The 18,105-nt window shown below is 53.6% G+C and carries 20 protein-coding genes; 1 reads left to right on the forward strand and 19 read right to left on the reverse strand.

What is annotated here, in order from left to right:
• Window positions 1–6 precede the first annotated feature (6 nt).
• The 8 genes from BCV73_RS18720 to lspA form a co-directional block, all read right to left on the reverse strand.
• On the reverse strand, window positions 7–1,290 hold the full coding sequence (locus tag BCV73_RS18720; protein ID WP_089548173.1) for a dihydroorotase: 1,284 nt from the start codon (window positions 1,288–1,290) through the stop codon (window positions 7–9).
• Between the two features lie 110 nt (window positions 1,291–1,400).
• Window positions 1,401–2,309: an aspartate carbamoyltransferase catalytic subunit gene (locus BCV73_RS18725; protein WP_089548174.1), complete on the reverse strand. Its 909-nt coding sequence runs from the start codon at window positions 2,307–2,309 to the stop codon at window positions 1,401–1,403.
• 1 nt (window position 2,310) lies between these two features.
• Window positions 2,311–2,865, reverse strand: coding sequence for a bifunctional pyr operon transcriptional regulator/uracil phosphoribosyltransferase PyrR (pyrR, locus tag BCV73_RS18730; RefSeq protein WP_089548175.1), 555 nt, complete (start codon window positions 2,863–2,865; stop codon window positions 2,311–2,313).
• 346 nt (window positions 2,866–3,211) lie between these two features.
• Entirely contained in the window at window positions 3,212–3,469 is a 258-nt protein-coding gene (locus BCV73_RS18735) for a twin-arginine translocase TatA/TatE family subunit (protein WP_089548176.1), read from the reverse strand.
• 91 nt (window positions 3,470–3,560) lie between these two features.
• Window positions 3,561–4,304 (reverse strand): twin-arginine translocase subunit TatC, encoded by a 744-nt coding sequence (tatC, locus tag BCV73_RS18740; protein WP_244169251.1) that lies wholly within the window; start codon window positions 4,302–4,304, stop codon window positions 3,561–3,563.
• 219 nt (window positions 4,305–4,523) lie between these two features.
• Window positions 4,524–5,777: an LL-diaminopimelate aminotransferase gene (locus BCV73_RS18745; protein ID WP_089548177.1), complete on the reverse strand. Its 1,254-nt coding sequence runs from the start codon at window positions 5,775–5,777 to the stop codon at window positions 4,524–4,526.
• A gap of 95 nt (window positions 5,778–5,872) precedes the next feature.
• Entirely contained in the window at window positions 5,873–6,781 is a 909-nt protein-coding gene (locus tag BCV73_RS18750; protein ID WP_256993150.1) for an RluA family pseudouridine synthase, read from the reverse strand.
• Between the two features lie 47 nt (window positions 6,782–6,828).
• On the reverse strand, window positions 6,829–7,326 hold the full coding sequence (gene lspA, locus BCV73_RS18755) for a signal peptidase II (protein ID WP_076170153.1): 498 nt from the start codon (window positions 7,324–7,326) through the stop codon (window positions 6,829–6,831).
• A 227-nt stretch (window positions 7,327–7,553) separates the two neighbouring features.
• On the opposite strand from lspA, the gene BCV73_RS18760 reads away from it, so the two are divergent.
• Window positions 7,554–8,291: a TraR/DksA C4-type zinc finger protein gene (locus BCV73_RS18760; protein ID WP_089548179.1), complete on the forward strand. Its 738-nt coding sequence runs from the start codon at window positions 7,554–7,556 to the stop codon at window positions 8,289–8,291.
• On the opposite strand, the gene BCV73_RS18765 is transcribed toward BCV73_RS18760, so the two are convergent.
• The 11 genes from BCV73_RS18765 to sigG form a co-directional block, all read right to left on the reverse strand.
• Window positions 8,288–8,653, reverse strand: a complete 366-nt coding sequence (locus BCV73_RS18765; RefSeq protein ID WP_076170152.1) for a DUF5665 domain-containing protein — start codon at window positions 8,651–8,653, stop codon at window positions 8,288–8,290. The two genes, BCV73_RS18760 and BCV73_RS18765, sit on opposite strands and share 4 nt — an antisense overlap.
• Window positions 8,654–8,796: 143 nt before the next feature.
• The gene (ileS, locus tag BCV73_RS18770) at window positions 8,797–11,889 is read right to left on the reverse strand and encodes an isoleucine--tRNA ligase (protein ID WP_089550316.1); all 3,093 of its coding nucleotides are present in this window, start codon (window positions 11,887–11,889) and stop codon (window positions 8,797–8,799) included.
• A gap of 614 nt (window positions 11,890–12,503) precedes the next feature.
• Complete coding sequence (locus BCV73_RS35865; RefSeq protein ID WP_256992897.1) at window positions 12,504–12,638, reverse strand: hypothetical protein; 135 nt, start codon at window positions 12,636–12,638, stop codon at window positions 12,504–12,506.
• Window positions 12,639–12,858: 220 nt separating this feature from the next.
• The gene (locus BCV73_RS18775; protein WP_076169866.1) at window positions 12,859–13,350 is read right to left on the reverse strand and encodes a DivIVA domain-containing protein; all 492 of its coding nucleotides are present in this window, start codon (window positions 13,348–13,350) and stop codon (window positions 12,859–12,861) included.
• A 148-nt stretch (window positions 13,351–13,498) separates the two neighbouring features.
• The gene (locus BCV73_RS18780) at window positions 13,499–14,281 is read right to left on the reverse strand and encodes a YlmH family RNA-binding protein (protein WP_089548181.1); all 783 of its coding nucleotides are present in this window, start codon (window positions 14,279–14,281) and stop codon (window positions 13,499–13,501) included.
• Window positions 14,282–14,290: 9 nt separating this feature from the next.
• On the reverse strand, window positions 14,291–14,563 hold the full coding sequence (locus BCV73_RS18785) for a YggT family protein (protein WP_076169864.1): 273 nt from the start codon (window positions 14,561–14,563) through the stop codon (window positions 14,291–14,293).
• A gap of 7 nt (window positions 14,564–14,570) precedes the next feature.
• Window positions 14,571–15,017: a cell division protein SepF gene (locus BCV73_RS18790; RefSeq protein WP_076169863.1), complete on the reverse strand. Its 447-nt coding sequence runs from the start codon at window positions 15,015–15,017 to the stop codon at window positions 14,571–14,573.
• Window positions 15,017–15,709 carry a YggS family pyridoxal phosphate-dependent enzyme gene (locus tag BCV73_RS18795; protein WP_089548182.1) on the reverse strand — a complete coding sequence of 231 codons (693 nt, stop codon included), beginning with the start codon at window positions 15,707–15,709 and terminating at the stop codon, window positions 15,017–15,019. Before BCV73_RS18795 ends, BCV73_RS18790 begins: the two co-directional genes overlap by 1 nt.
• Window positions 15,706–16,572, reverse strand: coding sequence for a peptidoglycan editing factor PgeF (gene pgeF, locus BCV73_RS18800; protein ID WP_481855841.1), 867 nt, complete (start codon window positions 16,570–16,572; stop codon window positions 15,706–15,708). Before pgeF ends, BCV73_RS18795 begins: the two co-directional genes overlap by 4 nt.
• Window positions 16,573–16,657: 85 nt before the next feature.
• Window positions 16,658–16,975, reverse strand: a complete 318-nt coding sequence (locus tag BCV73_RS18805; protein ID WP_076170149.1) for a YlmC/YmxH family sporulation protein — start codon at window positions 16,973–16,975, stop codon at window positions 16,658–16,660.
• A gap of 297 nt (window positions 16,976–17,272) precedes the next feature.
• Window positions 17,273–18,055 carry an RNA polymerase sporulation sigma factor SigG gene (gene sigG / locus BCV73_RS18810; protein WP_076169861.1) on the reverse strand — a complete coding sequence of 261 codons (783 nt, stop codon included), beginning with the start codon at window positions 18,053–18,055 and terminating at the stop codon, window positions 17,273–17,275.
• Window positions 18,056–18,105: the final 50 nt, after the last annotated feature.

Consider the following 18,105-nt stretch of genomic DNA (forward strand, 5'->3'; position numbering starts at 1 on the left):
CCGGTTTTAGGCTTCAAACACGACTTTGCCGTCCATCCAGGTTTTAACCGGCCAGCCCTTCAGCTTCCACCCGGTAAACGGCGTGTTCCGTCCCTTTGAGGCAAACTCTTCCGGATTCACCGCTTTTTCGGTTTCCAGGTCAATCATCGTCAGGTCAGCAGGAGCGCCTTCCTCAAGCCGCCCGGTGTTCAAACCGAACACCCGCGCCGGATCGGAAGTCATCCGCTGAACCAGCGTGGCCAGATCCCATTTGCCAGTCGCCACAAATTTGGTGTACAAGAGCGGGAAGGCCGTCTCGAAGCCAACGATGCCAAAAGGCGCCATTTCCATGCCTTTTGCTTTCTCTTCCGCCGCATGCGGCGCATGGTCCGTCACGATGATGTCGAGCGTTCCGTCCAGCAGCCCTTCGATGCAGGCTTCCACGTCCCGCGGCGAGCGCAGCGGAGGATTCATTTTCCAGTTGGCGTCCAGCCCCGGAATGTCTTCATCCGACAGCAGCAGATGGTGCGGACACACCTCGGCGGTGACGTGAATGCCGACTTCCTTGGCCTGGCGGATCAGCCGGACCGATTGTTCCGTGCTGACGTGGCATACATGGTAGTGCACGCCCGTCGCTTCTGCCAGCAGGATGTCCCGCCCCACATGAATCGCTTCCGACTCGTTCGGAATACCGATCAGTCCGTGCTGCTCGGCAAACTTGCCTTCCGTCACGCTACCCCCTTCGACCAGGGAGTTCTCTTCACAGTGCGCAATCACCGGCATATTCAGCTCTTTCGCCCGGCGCATGGCGTCTTTCATCATCTTGGCGTTCTGTACGCCAACGCCGTCGTCGGTGAAGCCGACCGCCCCCGCTGCTTTGAGCGCTTCAAAATCCGTCAGCTCCCGTCCGAGCTCCCGTACCGTTATCGCTGCATAAGGGAGCACCTTCACGATTCCCGCCTCGCGGGCCTTCTCCAGCACCAGCTGGACCGTTTCCGGGTTGTCGGTCACCGGTTTCGTGTTCGGCATGCAGGCGATGGTCGTGAAGCCGCCTTTGGCAGCCGAGCGGCTCCCGGTCTCGATCGTTTCCTTATGTTCAAATCCAGGTTCGCGCAGATGGACATGCATATCGATCAAGCCGGGCGTAACCAGCTTGCCGGCAGCGTCCGTCACTTCGGCCCCTTCGGGAGCACTCCAGCCGGCATCGGGTTCGACCAATGTTTTGATGATGCCGTCCTTGATGACGATATGCTTGCTTACCTGTTCCCCTTGTTCGTTCAGTACGCTGGCGTTCGTTATGATCTGTATCATGAGTACCTCCGGTCGTTGATTGGCACTGTGGCTTCCAATCTATTGTATAATAATAATTCATTTTTGTGTATATTTATTAATAAAATTTGTGTATGCCTATATATCCCTGATTATTTCATCGCCCGTTCCATGACCGCCATACGGATCGGAACGCCGTTGCTCATTTGCGGGAAGATCGCCGACTGTTCACTCTCGACAACCGCATCGTCGATCTCCACGTTCCGGTTCACCGGAGCAGGATGCATAATTAGTGTATGCTTGGACAATTTGGAAGCCCGCTCCTCCGTCAATCCGTACTGCGCTCTGTATTCCTCCGCCGATTTCAGCATGCCGGTCGCATGACGCTCAAGCTGAACCCGCAGCATCATGACCACATCCGAGCGGAGCGCCTCTTCCATCGTTACGTATCTGGCAAACGGCTCCAGCTCCGGTGCCGTCATATTATTCGGCGCGCAGAATTTGACTTCGGCCCCGAACTTGCGCAGCGCCCACAGGTCCGATCGGGCCACCCGGCTGTGCTTAATGTCGCCGATGATCGACACCGTCAGGCCTTGAAGGCTGCCGAACCGTTTCTTCATCGTGTACAGGTCGAGCAGCGCCTGCGTCGGATGCTCATTGTTTCCGTCCCCTGCATTGATGAGCGGAACCGAGATTTTGCTGGACAGCTCCTCCAGTACCCCGGCCGGCTTCAGCCGGATGACGCCTGCGTCAATCCCCATCGATTCGAGCGTTCTTACCGTGTCGTAGATCGATTCGCCTTTCTCTACGCTCGAAGCAGCCGCCGTAAAGTTCAGCACCTGGGCACCCAGGCGTTTCTCTGCCATTTCGAAGGAAAAGCGCGTCCGCGTGCTGTTCTCAAAAAACATGTTGGCTACGAATTTGGAGGCCAGCACCGGCACCAGCTTTTCGTGCTGTGCTTCCCAGTATGCGGCCCGGTTCAGGATCGATTCGATTTCGTCGCGGCCCAGATCCTTCAGTCCGAGCAGGCTCCGGTCCTTCAGCTGCGTCATCGTTAGCATGTTATTTCTCCTCCCGGTTTTGCATAATCGTCACTTCGTCCTTGCCGTCCGTTTCCGTGAGGGCTACTTCAATTTGCTCGGACCTTGCCGTCGGTACGTTCTTGCCGATGTAATCCGGCCGGATTGGCAGCTCCCGGTGTCCCCGGTCCGCCAGCACCGCCAGCTGGATCATCTGCGGCCGGCCGCAGTCCATCAGGGCGTCCATTGCGGCGCGGATCGTCCGTCCCGTGTACAGCACGTCGTCGAACAAAATCACTTTTTTATCATGAATATCGAGCTTTTCCAGGGCTATGTTTGCTTCAGTCAGGGAAGCTGCGCTGTCTTTCTGGTCGTCCCGGTACCGGGTGACGTCAACAGCGCCCCATGGAACCGGTGTGCCTTCGATTTCGAGAATTTTGCCGGCGATGCGCTGGGCCAGAAATTCTCCCCGGGTTTTGATGCCGATGAACACGCAATTTTCAATCCCCTTGTTCCTCTCCAGTATTTCGTGTGCAATCCTTGTCAGTGCACGGCGGATTGCCGTTTCATCCATAATGACATGCACCTCGTTGCTCATGCTCCACACTCCTTCTTCCGTCTAAAAGGGATTTAAATAGCTGACCCGTGAAGGTTCTCCACAAAGCGAGGCTTTGATGCCTCTTCAGATGCTTGGAGGGGACCCAGATAACAAAAAAACTCCATGCCCGTAGGCAAGGAGTTAGAAGCCATCAGCATGCGCTGATAGACATAGAGATTCGCTGGGCGGCTTAAAGCAGACAGTATGCTGCCGCGAAGTGAACCTCGGTTCACGTTACCTTGCCAGTCTCACGGGACTGATTTAAAGGTGCTATTCAACTAAAGATGATTATGACAGACTGAACGTCTGCTGTCAACCGAGCTTAGCCTTCCCGATCCGTGGAATTTTATTCCGGCAGACGCGGGGATGCGGCGGATTCCGTCCGAGCCGCCTGAGGCTGCTGCCCCTGTTCCGTTACGGGCTCCTGGGCGGAGTTGCGCTTCTGGCGCGGCGAGTCGCCCATAATGTCGCTCATTTCGTTTTTAAATTCCCGCAGCATGCGTCCGGCCGAGCGGCCCAGTCCGGGCAGCTTGTTTGGTCCAAATAATAGCAGCGCAAGCACGGCCAGCAATATGAAACCCGGCAAACCGATATCGCTTAGCATAACGTAAATCGTCCTCCCTTAAAACCCAATTTATAAACCATCTTCTCCACTTGATTTCAGTACACTTTCAACGCCCACGGTCGAACCTGCATTAAGCAGATCCATAATTCATCCGATCCTTGGTTCCCGCATCCATCTGCATTTGCTTGCGGTATACCAGCTTGGACATCAAAACGCTGATTTCGTACAGCAGAATAAACGGTACCGACACCGAAATATGCGAAAAAAACTCCGGTGGAGAAATCATACACGCGATGAAGACCAGCACCATGTACGAGACTTTACGCATTTTACCCAGCAGTCCCGGGTTGATGACACGCAGCCTTGTCAGCAGCATCACCAGCACCGGCAGCTCAAAGGCAAGCGACACCGGAACCACGATGTTGGTCAGAAACGTAAAGTACTGCGCAATGCCGTACGTCTCCACCAATCCCAGGTTTTTGGTCATACTCGTCGTAAAGCGAAACGCCATCGGGAACACGACAAAATAGGCAAAAGCAAACCCGACAAGCAGCAGTACGAACGCAGCCGGCACATACTTTAGCGCCGCTTTCTGCTCGCTCTTGCGCAGTCCCTTTTTGGCAAAAGCCCAAATTTGCAGCATCGTAAAAGGTACCGCTACGACCAGCGACAAGGCTGCGGCAATGTACATATACATGCGAACGCCCTCCCACGGGCTGAACGCGTTCCATTCGACCAGTGAGGCCGGCGGCCTGCCCCTCAAGAAATGAAGCACGTCGCCCACCACGAACAGCGCCGCGATCATTGACACCAAAAACGCGCCCAAAATCCAGAACAGGCGCTTCCGCAATTCGCCCAAATGTTCGACATACAAATCCCATTTCCAATGTTTAAACAGAGCTGCTCAACTCCCACTTCAGGCCTTGTTCTCAAAAACAAGCGCCCGTATTGCTATGTCCACTTTACCATGTTTGGCCGCAAAAATCATGGGCTTGTTTCCAGTTCCTTCAGCCGCTCCAGCAGGCTGTATAACGCTGCGGCAAAAAAAAAGATCCGCCCTGCATGTCAGGGACGGATCTTGCTGCACATTGAATTAAAACTCGAATTCCACGTCGCTCAGGCGGCGTTTAATTTCGGCAATGACGCGCTTCTCGTCTTCTTGGCCCTTCGCTTCGAAAGTGACGGAGAAACGGACAAAGCTGCCGGCATCATCCCAAGGCACGGTGGAGATCAGCTTCTCGCGGATCAAGAACTGAGAGAAGTCCTCGCCGGAATTGAAGCGGATTCCGCCTTTAATGCCTTTAGGCGCTTCCACATAGAGGAAGAAGGAGCCTTTCGGTTTCTCGGCCTGGAAGCCCAGCTCGTTCAGCGCGGCTACCAGCATATCGTGGCGGCGGGAATACTTCTCCGCAATTTTCTCGGTAATTTCCGGATGGGCAAGACCGTAAGCGGCCGCTTTCTGAATGGCAATAAACTGGCCGGAGTCGTTGTTGTCCTTCACGTCGCCGAAGGCTTTCACGACAAGCGGGTTACCGGCGATAAAGCCGATCCGCCAGCCGGTCATGTTGTAGGATTTGGACAGGGAGTGCAGCTCGACACCTACGTCCTTCGCACCTGGAATCGACAGGAAGCTCAGCGGCTTCAGTCCGTCATAAGTCAGGGCTGCGTAAGGAGCATCATGAACGACGACGATGTCGTACTTCTTCGCCCATTCCACCACTTCGGTGAAGAACTCGACCGTGGCGCTTGCGCCCGTCGGGTTGTTCGGATAGTTCAGGTAGATCAGCTTGGCGCGTTGAGCGATCTCTTCCGGAATGCTCTTCAGATCCGGCAGGAAGTTGTTTTCCTTCTTCAGCTCAACGGTGTATACTTCCCCGCCGAGGTATTTCGTGTGGGTTCCTAGAACCGGATAACCCGGCACGGTGATGATGGTCACGTCGCCAGGGTTGATGAACACCGATGGAAGCATCGCCAGAGCCGGCTTGGAGCCGATGGAGTGAAGCACTTCTGTCTGCGGATCGATGCCGTCCACGTTGAAAACTTCCATCAAGTATTTGGCCGCCGCTTCCTTGAATTCAGGAATTCCGTTATCTGCATAGCCGCGGTTCTCCGGCTTGGCCGCTTCTTCCGCAAGCTTGGCCACGATGCCGGCGTCAGCCATTTCATCCGGTTCGCCTACGCCAAGGTCGATCAGTTCTACGTCCGGGAAATCCTTTTTAGCCTGGGCTTTGGCCCGCTTGATTTTTTCAAATTTATAGATGGCTGTGTCTTTACCATAATTGGAACCGCCGATCCGGTCCGCAAAGCTGTTCTGAATGTACGTTTGCTGGTACTGTTCGATACTCATGTATTCTTTCATCTCCTACTTCAATTTCTACACCCCTAAATATGAAGGAATCCATGGCTGAATGCCATGGACTAATTATCGTATGATTTGTACTTTCAACGGCTGCGCAGCGATGTCAGCAGATCCTCCATATCGCCGGGAATCGGCGCTGAGAACTCCATATATTCGCCGCTTGCCGGATGGATGAACCCAAGCACGCCGGCGTGCAGCGCTTGTCCGTTCATTTTGATGCCTTTGCTCCGTCCGTACACCGGATCTCCGACGAGCGGATGGCCGATGAACTTCATGTGCACCCGGATCTGGTGAGTCCGCCCGGTTTCGAGCTGAAGCTCCAGCAGGGTGTAGTCGCCAAAGCGCTCCTTGACCGTAAAATGGGTGACGGCGTGCTTGCTGTTCTTCTCCGTCACGGTATACATTTTGCGGTCGATTGGATCGCGCCCGATCGGAGCGTCTATCGTTCCTTGATCATGGCTGACATTGCCGTGGACCAGGGCATAATAGCGCCGGGTCACGCTGTGGTCTTTGAGCTGGGCGGCCAAAGAGGCGTGGGCCATATCGTTCTTTGCGGCCATGATCAAGCCGGAAGTGTCCTTATCGATCCGGTGAACGATGCCTGGACGCAGCTCCCCGTTAATGCCGGACAAATCCTTACAGTGGTACATCAGCGCATTCACCAGAGTCCCCGAGGCATGCCCGGGCGCAGGATGAACGACCATCCCCCGCGGCTTGTTGACCACGATGACATCCTTGTCCTCGAAAGCGACATTCAGTGGAATGTTTTCCGGTACGATCTCGACGGCGGCCGGCTCCGGGACGGTCACTTCCAAGCGGTCGCCCGCCGCCAGCTTATAATTGGCTTTGACCGGCTGACCGTTCACAAGCACATGGCCTGCGCTGATCCAGAGCTGGACCTGGGACCGGGAAATGTCCTCCTCCCAGGATTCCGTAATATATTTATCGATGCGTTCTTTGGCATGGACAGGGTCAACGACCCACTCCCTGATATCCGCACTCTCCGGGTTTCCCCCCGCTCCGGATGTTTGTTCTTCGATCAAACCGGTTCATTCCCTTCATTGCTCTTGTTGTTCGATTCGGTTCGGTTCATGTCCATCAGCGAATCCAGTATAATGAGCGCCACCCCGATCACGATGCAGGAGTCGGCCACATTAAAAATCGGAAACGTATAGCTGCCGAAATTGAATTGTAAAAAGTCCACCACTTCGCCGTTCAGCGCACGGTCGAGAAAGTTGCCGATCGCCCCTCCCAGGACGAGGCTAAGCGCTACCGGAAGCAGCTTGCGCGAAGACGATTTTCTCACCCGGTTCATATACCAGATAATCGCCACCACCACGACGATGGTAATCACGATAAAAAACCAGCGCTGGTTGGGAAGAATACCGAAGGCTGCACCCGTGTTCCGGTGGGAGGTAATCAGAAAAAAGTTGCCAATCACCGGAATTTCCTCTGCTAATTCCAATCTGGTGGCAATTAAATACTTGGCGCCCTGATCCACCAAAAACACGATTAAAGCGATTAAGTAGTACACCACAGCCATTTGTCACTCCGTTCTTATTCATTAGGCCCGTCCGCTCGGACACAGCCTTTCACGTCATGTAAAGACTTGTTTATTGTAGCATAGGGCGCCGGAAACCGTCCATAAACGGGGAATGGCGAAAACAATTTCCTTCTGTAAAACAGGCTTCATCCGCACATTCTAGATATGAAAAGAAATCGTCTTTATCGTTTTGTTGATCCGAAGCGGAAAGGGGCTTTGTCATGCAGCATCTCACACAATCACAGCTGGATCATTTGCACAGCATGCTTAAGGAACAGCAGGAATCCATCCGCCAAAAGGATGACAGCAACGAGCATTACGGCCTGGAAGACTCCATGCGCGACCAGACCGGCGAGCTGTCGAACATCGACAACCATCCCGGCGATGTGGCTACCGAGCTTTACTCCAGGGAAGTCGATTTAACGCTGCAGGACCATGATGACCATCACATGGACCGCATTGAAATGGCGCTGGACCGATTCCAGCAGGGAACCTATGGCGTCTGCGAGGAATGCGGAAAGCCAATCCCGTACGAGCGGTTGGAAGCCGTTCCGACGACGTCTTTTTGCAAAGAGCATTCGCCTAAAGTGCATGTCGAGAATTACCGCCCGGTTGAAGAGGAATTTCTGATGCCTCCTTTTGGCCGGACGAGCCTGGACGAACGTGATGACCAGAACGGTTTCGACGGCGAAGACGCGTGGCAAATCGTAGAAAACTTCGGCAGCTCCACAAGTCCGGCTTATGCAGAAGACCGTGAGGTCCACAGCTACAACGAGCTCGAAATCGAAGCTTCCGACGAGCTGGAAGGCTGCGTAGAGCCGTATGAAGCTTTTGTCGCCACCGATATTTACGGGAATCAGATCGAATTTGTCCGTAACCAAGAGTACCGAAAATATATGGACCAAGGCGAAGGGGTCAGTATGGACCAGCTCGGCGAAGAGGACGAAGGGTTCATTTAATACGTTTTCAGCTCAAGCTGCCGCTGGACGATCCGGACGATATCGGCAATATAGTCTCCGATAATCGGAAGATTGAGCGCTCCCAGCACCTGCAGCACATAAATAATTGTAGCGGCAAAAAAGGTGAACCCGATGGCGACCCCGACGCCGCGCGCCGCACCGGACAGCAGGTTTAACATAATCAACCGGAAAGGTCTGTGCAAAAGCTGGGTATATTCCGCAATCCGGGCCTGCTCCAATTCTTCGGCAATTCGCACGGTCAAACGGTACACAACGTTCAGCTTCTCCTCTTCCGATTCGGGAATGATGCTCTTCTTATTCGCCATCTCTGCATTCTCCTCTCGGATCAGCGCGGTATCCATCGTTCCGATGAACAACAAACGAGCCGAAGCCGGCGCGAAAATGGTCTTTCATTTCCGCACGGGCCAGAAGGCTCGTTTGTTCGTTTGTTGTGCTATTATGCGCCAAAGCGGCGATTGCCATTCAATGGCGGTAAAAAGGCAGATTATCCGGCAATGCGGATACCCAGCGTTTTGCCTGCGAGATCAACGCGCTCCATTTCGGCTTCTTGCCCGAACGCAAGCTCGTTCACCAGCACGTTTTCCCGGAGCACATGCTCAAATGCCTGGATGGCAGCCGTCAATTCTTCATCCGCATCAAGAACCAGGGTGACGCGTTTTTCGATCGGCAGGTCGAGTTTTTTGCGGTAGTCCTGTACGGCACGCACCACTTCGCGGACCCAGCCTTCCTGTTCCAGTTCAGGCGTGATCTCCGTATTGAGGGCAACGGTGATGCCATAGCCCGAGGCCGATGCAAATCCGGCTTTCGCCTGCTTCTCGACGAGCAGCTCGTCGGCTGTAATCTGAAGCTCATCACCATCCGGCGAAGTGACGTTCAGGCTGCCGGTATTGACGACGTTCCGCGTATCCTCCGGACTCATCGCTTTCAGGAAGCCCTGGAGGAACCCGATGTTTTTACCGTATTTCTTGCCGGCTACCTTCAGGTTCATCTTCAGCGTAAAGTCGACGAATCCACTGTCGCTCGTCTCCACGACGATGTTCTTCACGTTGATTTCTTCCTTGATGATCTCCTCGTATCCGGCCACATCAAAATCGCGGTCCAGCGACACAATCAGCTCGGACAACGGCTGGCGGGTCTTGATTCCCGTTTCGTTCCGCACGTTGCGGGCGAGCTCGACGACCTGGCGGGCGGTTTCCATATCTTCCTCGAGCGCCTTGTCGATCCGGGCCTCATCGGCAACCGGATAGTCGGTCAGATGAACGCTTTCCCCGCCGGTCAGGTTCGTGTAGATATCTTCCGACAGCAGCGGCGTGTATGGCGCCATTAGTTGGGCCAGCGTGACCAGCACATGCGTCAGTGTGCCGTAAGCGGCCAGTTTGTCTTCTCCGAGTCCGCTGCCCCAGAAGCGGTCGCGCGAACGGCGGATATACCAGTTGCTCAGCTCGTCGACGAATCCTTCGATGGCCTTGGCCGAGTTGAGGAAGTCGTTGCTTTCCAGCGCTTTGTCAACCAGCAGGATCAGGCTGTTCAGACGGGACAGGATCCAGCGGTCGAGTTTGTTTTCCGACGGTTGGTACGGATGCTCCGCCGGGTTGTAGCCGTCGATGTTCGCATACAGCGTCAGGAACGCGTGCGTGTTGACCAGCGTGTCGATCACTTTGGATTTGGCTTCACCGACGATGCCTTTGGAGAAGCGTTTGCTGTTCCAAGGCGCACTGTCCGAAAGGAGCGCCCAGCGGAACGCGTCCGTGCCGTATTCGTTGATGATGTCCCAAGGGTCGATGACGTTGCCCTTCGATTTGGACATTTTTTGGCCGTTTTCGTCCAGGATATGCCCCGTAGCGATGACCGATTTGTAAGGCGCAACGCCTTTGAACAGGGTGGAGACCGCCAGCAGGCTGTAGAACCAGCCGCGGGTCTGGTCGATCCCTTCGCAGATCATATCCGCCGGGAACTGCTCCTCGAACGTGTCCACGTTCTCAAACGGATAATGGTGCTGTGCGAACGGCATCGAGCCGCTGTCGAACCAAACGTCGATCACTTCGGACGTCCGCTCCATCACGCCGCCTTCGCAGTGCGGACAGCGCACTTTGACCTCATCGACATAAGGCTTATGCAGCTCCAGATCGTCGCTGATTTCGCCGACCGCCTGCGCCTTCAGCTCCGCAAAGCTGTGCGGCGAAAATTCGCCTTTACACGATTCACAGACCCAAACGTTCAGCGGCGTGCCCCAATAGCGGTTACGGCTGATATTCCAATCCACCAGCTCTTCCAGGAACTTGCCGAAGCGACCTTCACGGACATGGCCCGGATACCAGGTAACGCCATTGTTGTTGGCGATTAGCTGATCCTTGACGGCCGTCGTTTCGATAAACCAGCTCTCCATCGCATAATAGAGAAGCGGAGACTTACAGCGCCAGCAGAACGGATAGCTGTGCTCATATTTTTCCTTGCTGTACAACGTTCCTTTTTCCGACATCATCTTCACGATGTCCAGATCGCAATCTTTTACAAAGCGTCCGGCGAAGTCGGTAACCTCATCGGTATAGCGCCCTTGGGCGTTCACTACGCTCACGAAGCTGATGCCGTTTTCCCGGCAGGTTTTGTAGTCGTCTTCCCCGTGGGCCGGCGCCATATGCACGATCCCCGTACCACTCGAATCCGTAACAAAGGATGCGCCGACGATGATGTTGCCTTTTTCCGGCTTGAAGTAAGTAAACGGCGGCGTGTAGCTCTGGCCGACAAATTCGGAGCCTTTGTGTGTGGACAAAACCGTATAGTCGCCTTTCATCACGTCTTCAACCAGGTTTTTGGCGACGATGTAGACGCCGTCTTCCTGCTGGACGCGGGCATATTCCATATCCGGGTTCATGGCCAGCGCCACGTGGGAAGGCAGCGTCCAAGGCGTGGTCGTCCAGGCCAGCACATAATCGCCGCTGTCATGCAGCTTGAATTTGGCCGTAGCACTCAAATCCTTGACGTCTTCGTAGCCCTGCGCCACTTCGTGGGAGCTGAGCGTCGTCTGGCAGCAAGGGCAGTACGGGCTGACGCGATGTCCGCGGTACAGCAGCCCTTTGCCGTGAATCGTGGACAGGATGTTCCATACGCTCTCGATGTAATTGTTCTCCAGCGTGATGTACGGATGGTCCAGATCCGTCCAGTAGCCGATCGCTTCGGTCAGCTCTCTCCACTGCTTCTCGTACTCAAACACGCTGTCCTTACATTTCTTCACAAACTCTTCCACGCCGTATTTCTCGATATCCTGCTTACCGGAGATGCCGAGCTGCTTCTCTACGCCGAGCTCCACCGGCAGACCGTGGGTGTCCCAGCCGGCTTTACGCACGACGCGGTAGCCCTTCATCGTTTTGTAACGCGGCACAAAATCCTTGATCACGCGCCCCAGCACGTGCCCGATATGCGGAGCCCCGTTGGCTGTCGGCGGGCCTTCGAAAAATACGAAGTTCGGCTTACCCGAACGGTTTTCGATGGATTTTTTGAAGGTGCCTTCTTCGTTCCATTTTTTCAGGATGCGCTGATCTCTCGTGCGCGCTTTTTCTTTGACATCGACCTTATGCATGATTATCCAACCTTTCGTAATCTTTAAAAGATTTCCCATCTCCCTAAATCAAAAACCTTTCCATCTCCCTAAATCCCTCTTCATAAGAGGGACCCCGAGGGCGCTGCCCTCTGGACACCCGGAAACCTCCGTGGCGCATCATTTAGAGCGGACTTAGTTGTCTTTGAGCGTATCCCCGCTTGCCGCCCATCTTCCTTTGCCCCGCAAAGTGAAGATGGGCACGCTTGACGTTGGTGTTACCTTGTTACTAATTAAGAAACGCTCCTCCAATTTCCAGCCTGATCACCACTCAGTACGCCAAATGGTTCTCACAAGCCCGGCACACAGCCTGCGCATGTGCCCCAGGTCGAGCGGGTGCGGAGCCGCGTAAGACCCATCTCGTATGAGAGGTTCCGAAGGCGGTCCCCTAAAGGGGGGCAGCCGGAGAGGAACCGGGCACCTCACCAACCGTCGCATCAATACTCCAAACCAGCTCCGTCCTCGGAGACTTTCGGGTGTCCAGAGGGTAGAACCCTCTGGGGTCCCCCTTAGGATAAGGGGGATTTAGGGGGATCCGAAACAAAACAAATAAGCCTCATCCCCTAAGGGACGAGGCTTCTGCTCGCGTGACCACCCTAATTCCATTCTTTCAACAATCGTCCTTGAACCGCAAGGTCAAGCACATTGATCAAAGAATGACTCCTCAGTCCATGCCAAGCTTCCGGCATGGAGCCGATATAACGTTCGGCGGCCCGGTTCGGCTTACGCACGCAAACCTGCGTTTCAGCTTCACTTCTCAGGGAGGATCTTCGGCTTCGGTTTGAACATTGGCTTTCAGCATACGCCAACTCTCTGGGGAACAAATCCCAAGCTTACTTATCCCGTCATCGAATTCATATTACGTTTCAAGTCTAACCCAATTACTTGCAAAAAAACCGATATGAATATATTTATATTCCTTTTTCCCGCAAAAGTCAACCAAGCAGAAGCCTAGTATACTTCGTTCGCTTCACGCGTCTCCCGGGTTTCCAGCGCTTCCCATCCATCCTGGCTGAGCAGCTCGAGCTGGGCTTCCACCAGCGTCCGGAAACGGGTACGGTAAATCGATGCTTGCTTCTTCAGCTCTTCGACTTCCATCGCGATCTTGCGGGCCTTCGACAAGGATTCGTTAATGATGCGGTCAGCATTCTTCTCCGATTCCTTGATGATGAGCTGCGCTTCCTTCTTCGCGTTGTTCTTCACTTCATCCGCAGCTTCCTGCGCAACGATGATGGTCTTGGACAGCGTCTCCTCGATGTTCACGAAATGGTCAAGTCTTTCCTGCAATGAGGCCAGCTGACCTTGAAGTTCCTTGTTCTCGCGGATCACGCTCTCATAATCCTTAATGACTTGGTCGAGAAACTCGTTCACTTCATCTTCGTCATAACCCCGGATTCGGCGGGCAAACTCCTTGTTATGTATATCCAGTGGTGTTAATGGCATTGATGCGCACCTCCTAAAATGTTCAGATTTCCCTGTCGACGAGCGGTCCTGATGGGCCTCACCCAAATGTATCGGTCAAAAGTTACGATATCTTTAATATTCTTGGATAATTCATTTCGACAGCAAAAAGACAATTCCTGCTGTAGGTCTACACAAATTTCCCTATTTTTACGCGCTGGCGTCCTTTTTTCGTCATGCCGCCCGCTTCGATCACTTTAAACCGCCCAAACCCCTGCATTGAAACGAGATCCCCTTCTTTCAGCAGATAGGAAGGATCCTCGACGACTTTCCAATTGACGCGGCAGCGGCCGGCGCGGATGGGAACGACCACTTTGGTCCGGCTGATGCGGTAAGCATCAGAAGCAATTCCATCTAAACGCAAAGAAGCGACCGTAATATCCTGCAGCTCCAGCTCAACCTGGCTTGTCCGCAGTTGTTCGATCGGCAAAATTTCGCGCAGCACGTGAATCCGGTGCACCTGTGTGAAGTTCATGTCGAGAAACGTACTGATCTCTTCGCAAACCACGGTGTGGCATCCATCCTCAAGGACATGGATATCCCCGATTTTGCTTCGTTTTACGCCGAGTCCCAGAATGGAGCCCATATAATCGCCGTGCTCCAGCGATAAAAATTTCTGATCCCCGGAGTAGATGCTAAGCACCTTCAATCCCATATCCTCTTGGCTTAAATCCCGGTAATCGGGAGCCACCAGCGCCCGGCAGCGCTCCGCTCCCTCATATCCGCCGTCCAGGCGCACCTGAACGTCGGGGTGTCGGTTCACCAGCGACTGCAAAATAAAAGCCTGCCGCGGGTCCAAAAAATCGGTAAGCTTGACTTCGTGATATTCCCCGGCGTGAACGACCCATTCCCATGCCCGATCCACAAACTCACGTTCATCCGGGTGAAAGTGATCATAGATGTCTAATTTCATCTCAGTCACCTAAAACAATAGTGAAAAAATAATGAACCGCAATCCCTGCATAGCGAACTGGAGCACGAACAGAGCGACGATCGGGGAAATATCCAGCATGCCGAAGATTGGCGGGATAATTTTGCGGAAAGGGGACAGGTATGGCTCCACGAGCTTGCCGAGCAGCTCACCGATAAAGCTCTCGCGAATGTTCGGAAGCCATGACATGAGAACATAGATGATGATCATGTAGAAGTAGATATTAAAGAGCAGCGTTAAAATCGTATCAATGTTTTGGGCCAAACTTGGCTCACCTCATTCTGTTGTAATCATGTTCCTCGGATAATAATTCCGAAATGGCACCCTGAATTTCGACCGTATCCGGTGTGCACAAAAAGATGTTATGGCCGATCTTGGAAATACCGCCGTTCAGGGCATAAACCGTCCCACTGAGAAAATCGATAATGCGGAGCGCCTGATCCGAACGGACCCGCTGCAGATTGACAACCACCGTGCGGTGCGCACGCAGATGGTCGGCAATGGCCTGTGCTTCGTCATACGAATGCGGCTCATGCAAAATGACCTTTACATTTTTCTGGGAGTGAATGCTGACCACATTGTTGGTTCTAGTATTTCTACGTGTCTCAATGCTCGGGGTTTCAACTTCTTCTTCCTCCACCGGCAGCTGCTCCCGTTCTACGACTTCCTCCTGCTCTTGTAATCCCAAAAAAGACATAAACTTGTTCATCACGCTCATCATTCCCCTTCCTGTTTACCTACTAGAATCGAGCCCAAACGGATCCAGGTGGCTCCCTCTTCAATGGCCACTTCGAAATCGTTGGACATTCCCATGGAAAGATCGATTAATGGCTCTCGCGTAATTGCCTGCCGGTTTATGTCGTCTCTTAGCTCCCGCAGCCCGCGAAAAACGGGCCGGGTATCCTCCGCCTCCCCTTCAAAGGGGGCCATGGTCATCAAGCCGGCGACCTTGATATGAGGAAATTGATGAAGTTCTTTCAAAAAAGGGACGGCCTGCTCCGGCTCCAAACCGTATTTGGTATCTTCTCCAGAAATGTTAACCTGAACAAAGGTTTTAATTTCCAGATTTCGGGCTGACGCCACCTTCTCCAGCTCTTTGGCTAATGAAAGCCGGTCCAGCGAATGTATATATTCGAATTTGCCTGCCACGTCTTTGACTTTGTTGGTCTGCAGATGTCCAATAAAATGCCAGGTCCCGCGGGAACCAAGCGCATTCCATTTCTCCTCGGCGTTCTGCCAGCGATTCTCGCCGATATGCGTCAAACCGCTATCCAGCACTCGTTCTGTCATGGATGTCGACACGTACTTGGTTACAGCGATCACATTGACGTCTTCCCTGGATCTTCCGCTGCGAAGGCAGGCTTCCTCGATGCGCGCGTTGACTTCTCTTATCCGTTCTTCCAATGTCAAGGAAGATTCACCCCTTCTCTAAGCCCGATCCAACTCGCCATACGCCCTGTCGTTCCACCGTCTTTTCTGTAGGAAAAGAACAAATCGTTGCGACAGCTCGTACACCATGATGTACATTCGATATGAGTCGGCAATATTCCTGCTTTCATCATAATCTGTCGATTTAATTCTTTCAAGTTCAGCATGCTTTTGCCGTCGGGTTTGACAACGTAAAAATCGGCAGGGGAGTACTGTTCATTACCCAGGAAATGACTTGCCAAATCGTGCACATGACTCATCACTTTGTCATCTACCTCGTAACAGCAGGAGCCGATGGACGGACCGATTGCGGCGCGTATCTCCTCAGGCCGGCTCCCATAAGCCTGCCCCATCTTCTCCACCATAGCCGCGGCGATCCGGGCCACAGTCCCTTTCCATCCGGCATGGGCCAGTCCGACAGCCTGGTGAACGGGATCGTAAAAATATAGCGGTACACAGTCCGCATAAAACGACGTCAGCAGCACCCCGGGCACGTTTGTCAGAAGCCCGTCTGTATCCTGAAATCCCGACTCTCTGTTCCGGCTGCCGCGTCCACGGCCTTCATTCGTCACCACCGCGATGTCCGCCCGGTGAACCTGTTCCCCGCACGTCCAGTCATCCAACGTAAAGCCCAGCTCTTCCGCAACCTTCAAGCGGTTGGCTACCACTGTCTCCGGCTGGTCTCCCACATGAAAGGCGGTGTTAAGCGTATCGTAAGGCGCGCTTCCCGCGCCGCCATGCCGTCCGGTAAATCCGGCGCTGATGCCGTTCCATTCATGAACCCACGGCTCCAGCATAAATAACGAAGGGCGCGAATCGCCCTCTTTTAACTTGAACGGTTCCAATTTCAATCACCTCAACCTCCAGTGTACCACATGGACACGGCTTGCATAAAACCAAAATGGTTGGTTTGACAAGGCGGTCCTTTCCTTACACATCCCGGTAGCCGCGGCGGTCCGCCTGCTCCGTTCTCTCTCTGTAGGAGGCGGCTTCCTTCTCGTCCTGGAGCGTCCGCAGTTCCTCCATCTTGACGAGGACGACATCCGATCCGATTTTGACGATATTGCTCCAAGGAATGATCAGGTCGCTGCCGCCTCCGAACAGCCCCCTGAACTTGCTGTAGCTTGGGACAACGATCGCTTCGATCCGCCCCTGGCGGAGATCGAGCTCCAGATCGCTGATCTGCCCCAGCCTCTTGCCGTCCACGATGTTGATGACATCCTTCGTTTGAAAATCGGATATTTTCATGTTTCTGTCCACCGCCCAACGTTCTGGATTCACATGTTCCTCTCCTTTAGCAGTCTATTCATCAGACTCGTTCAATATATATGATTAATATATGCCGGCGCCGGGCAAAATGCCCATGTTTTGAAGCGAAATGCTCCGCAATACTCAGCCTCTCCGTGTTGGTTTGAAGGGTCTTTGTGTACGGTTTCTCGGAGCTTTAAGTTGACGACCCATGACAGAAGCCGAGCAGCAGTCAGCATCTCATCCATAAAAAAAAGACGGCCCGTAGCGCGGACCGCCTTGCTTTACTTCATCTATTCACGATTTCACGTGCTTTTGCATTTGCTGGATGGCCGATTTTTCAAGACGTGATACCTGAGCTTGGGAAATGCCGATTTCGTCGGCGACCTCCATCTGGGTTTTGCCTTCGAAGAAGCGCATGGACAAAATCATTTTTTCCCGCTGACCCAGTCTCTGCATCGCTTCACGCAGAGCGATCTCCTCAATCCAGGAGACGTCCTTGTTTTTGTCGTCGCTGATCTGGTCCATCACGTAGATCGGGTCGCCGCCGTCATGGTAGATCGGTTCGAACAGCGACACCGGGTCCTGGATGGCATCCAGTGCGAAGACGACGTCCTCTTTGGGGACGTTCAGCACTTCCGAAATTTCGAAAATCGTCGGTTCCCTTGAGTTTTGATTCGTTAAGGAATCACGAACCTGCAGCGCTTTGTACGCAATATCCCGCAGCGATCGGGATACCCGGATCGGGTTGTTGTCCCGCAAATACCTGCGAATTTCCCCGATGATCATCGGCACCGCATAGGTTGAGAATTTCACATTTTGAGACAAATCAAAATTATCAATGGCTTTCATTAGTCCGATACAGCCCACCTGAAACAAATCGTCGACAAACTCCCCCCGATTGTTGAACCGCTGGATGACGCTGAGCACCAGTCTCAGGTTGCCGTTCACCAGCTTTTCTCTGGCTGTACGTTCGTTGTTTTGCTGTAAGTCATGGAACAGCTCCCGCATTTCCACATTGGTCAGGACGGGCAGCTTCGAAGTATCCACACCGCAGATCTCGACTTTGTTTCGGGTCATGATGATATACCTCCCAAGGAGAAACTAATGTACATTATCTCCCTGGAGGG

Origin of the sequence: Paenibacillus sp. SSG-1, from assembly GCF_002224835.1 — a bacterium.
In the GTDB taxonomy this organism is placed as follows: Bacteria; Bacillota; Bacilli; order Paenibacillales; family Paenibacillaceae; genus Paenibacillus_AQ; species Paenibacillus_AQ favisporus.

Coding starts and splice junctions, on each gene's coding strand:
- ileS (WP_089550316.1), bottom strand. CDS start 11,889: ATGCATAAGGTCGATGTCAAAGAAAAAGCGCGCACGAGAGATCAGCGC.
- BCV73_RS18720 (WP_089548173.1), bottom strand. CDS start 1,290: ATGATACAGATCATAACGAACGCCAGCGTACTGAACGAACAAGGGGAA.
- BCV73_RS18735 (WP_089548176.1), bottom strand. CDS start 3,469: ATGCTAAGCGATATCGGTTTGCCGGGTTTCATATTGCTGGCCGTGCTT.
- sigG (WP_076169861.1), bottom strand. CDS start 18,055: ATGACCCGAAACAAAGTCGAGATCTGCGGTGTGGATACTTCGAAGCTG.
- BCV73_RS18805 (WP_076170149.1), bottom strand. CDS start 16,975: ATGAAAATATCCGATTTTCAAACGAAGGATGTCATCAACATCGTGGAC.
- BCV73_RS18725 (WP_089548174.1), bottom strand. CDS start 2,309: ATGCTAACGATGACGCAGCTGAAGGACCGGAGCCTGCTCGGACTGAAG.
- BCV73_RS18760 (WP_089548179.1), top strand. CDS start 7,554: ATGCAGCATCTCACACAATCACAGCTGGATCATTTGCACAGCATGCTT.
- pyrR (WP_089548175.1), bottom strand. CDS start 2,865: ATGAGCAACGAGGTGCATGTCATTATGGATGAAACGGCAATCCGCCGT.
- BCV73_RS18780 (WP_089548181.1), bottom strand. CDS start 14,281: ATGAAATTAGACATCTATGATCACTTTCACCCGGATGAACGTGAGTTT.
- BCV73_RS18745 (WP_089548177.1), bottom strand. CDS start 5,777: ATGAGTATCGAACAGTACCAGCAAACGTACATTCAGAACAGCTTTGCG.
- BCV73_RS18765 (WP_076170152.1), bottom strand. CDS start 8,653: ATGGATACCGCGCTGATCCGAGAGGAGAATGCAGAGATGGCGAATAAG.
- BCV73_RS18775 (WP_076169866.1), bottom strand. CDS start 13,350: ATGCCATTAACACCACTGGATATACATAACAAGGAGTTTGCCCGCCGA.
- BCV73_RS18790 (WP_076169863.1), bottom strand. CDS start 15,017: ATGAGCGTGATGAACAAGTTTATGTCTTTTTTGGGATTACAAGAGCAG.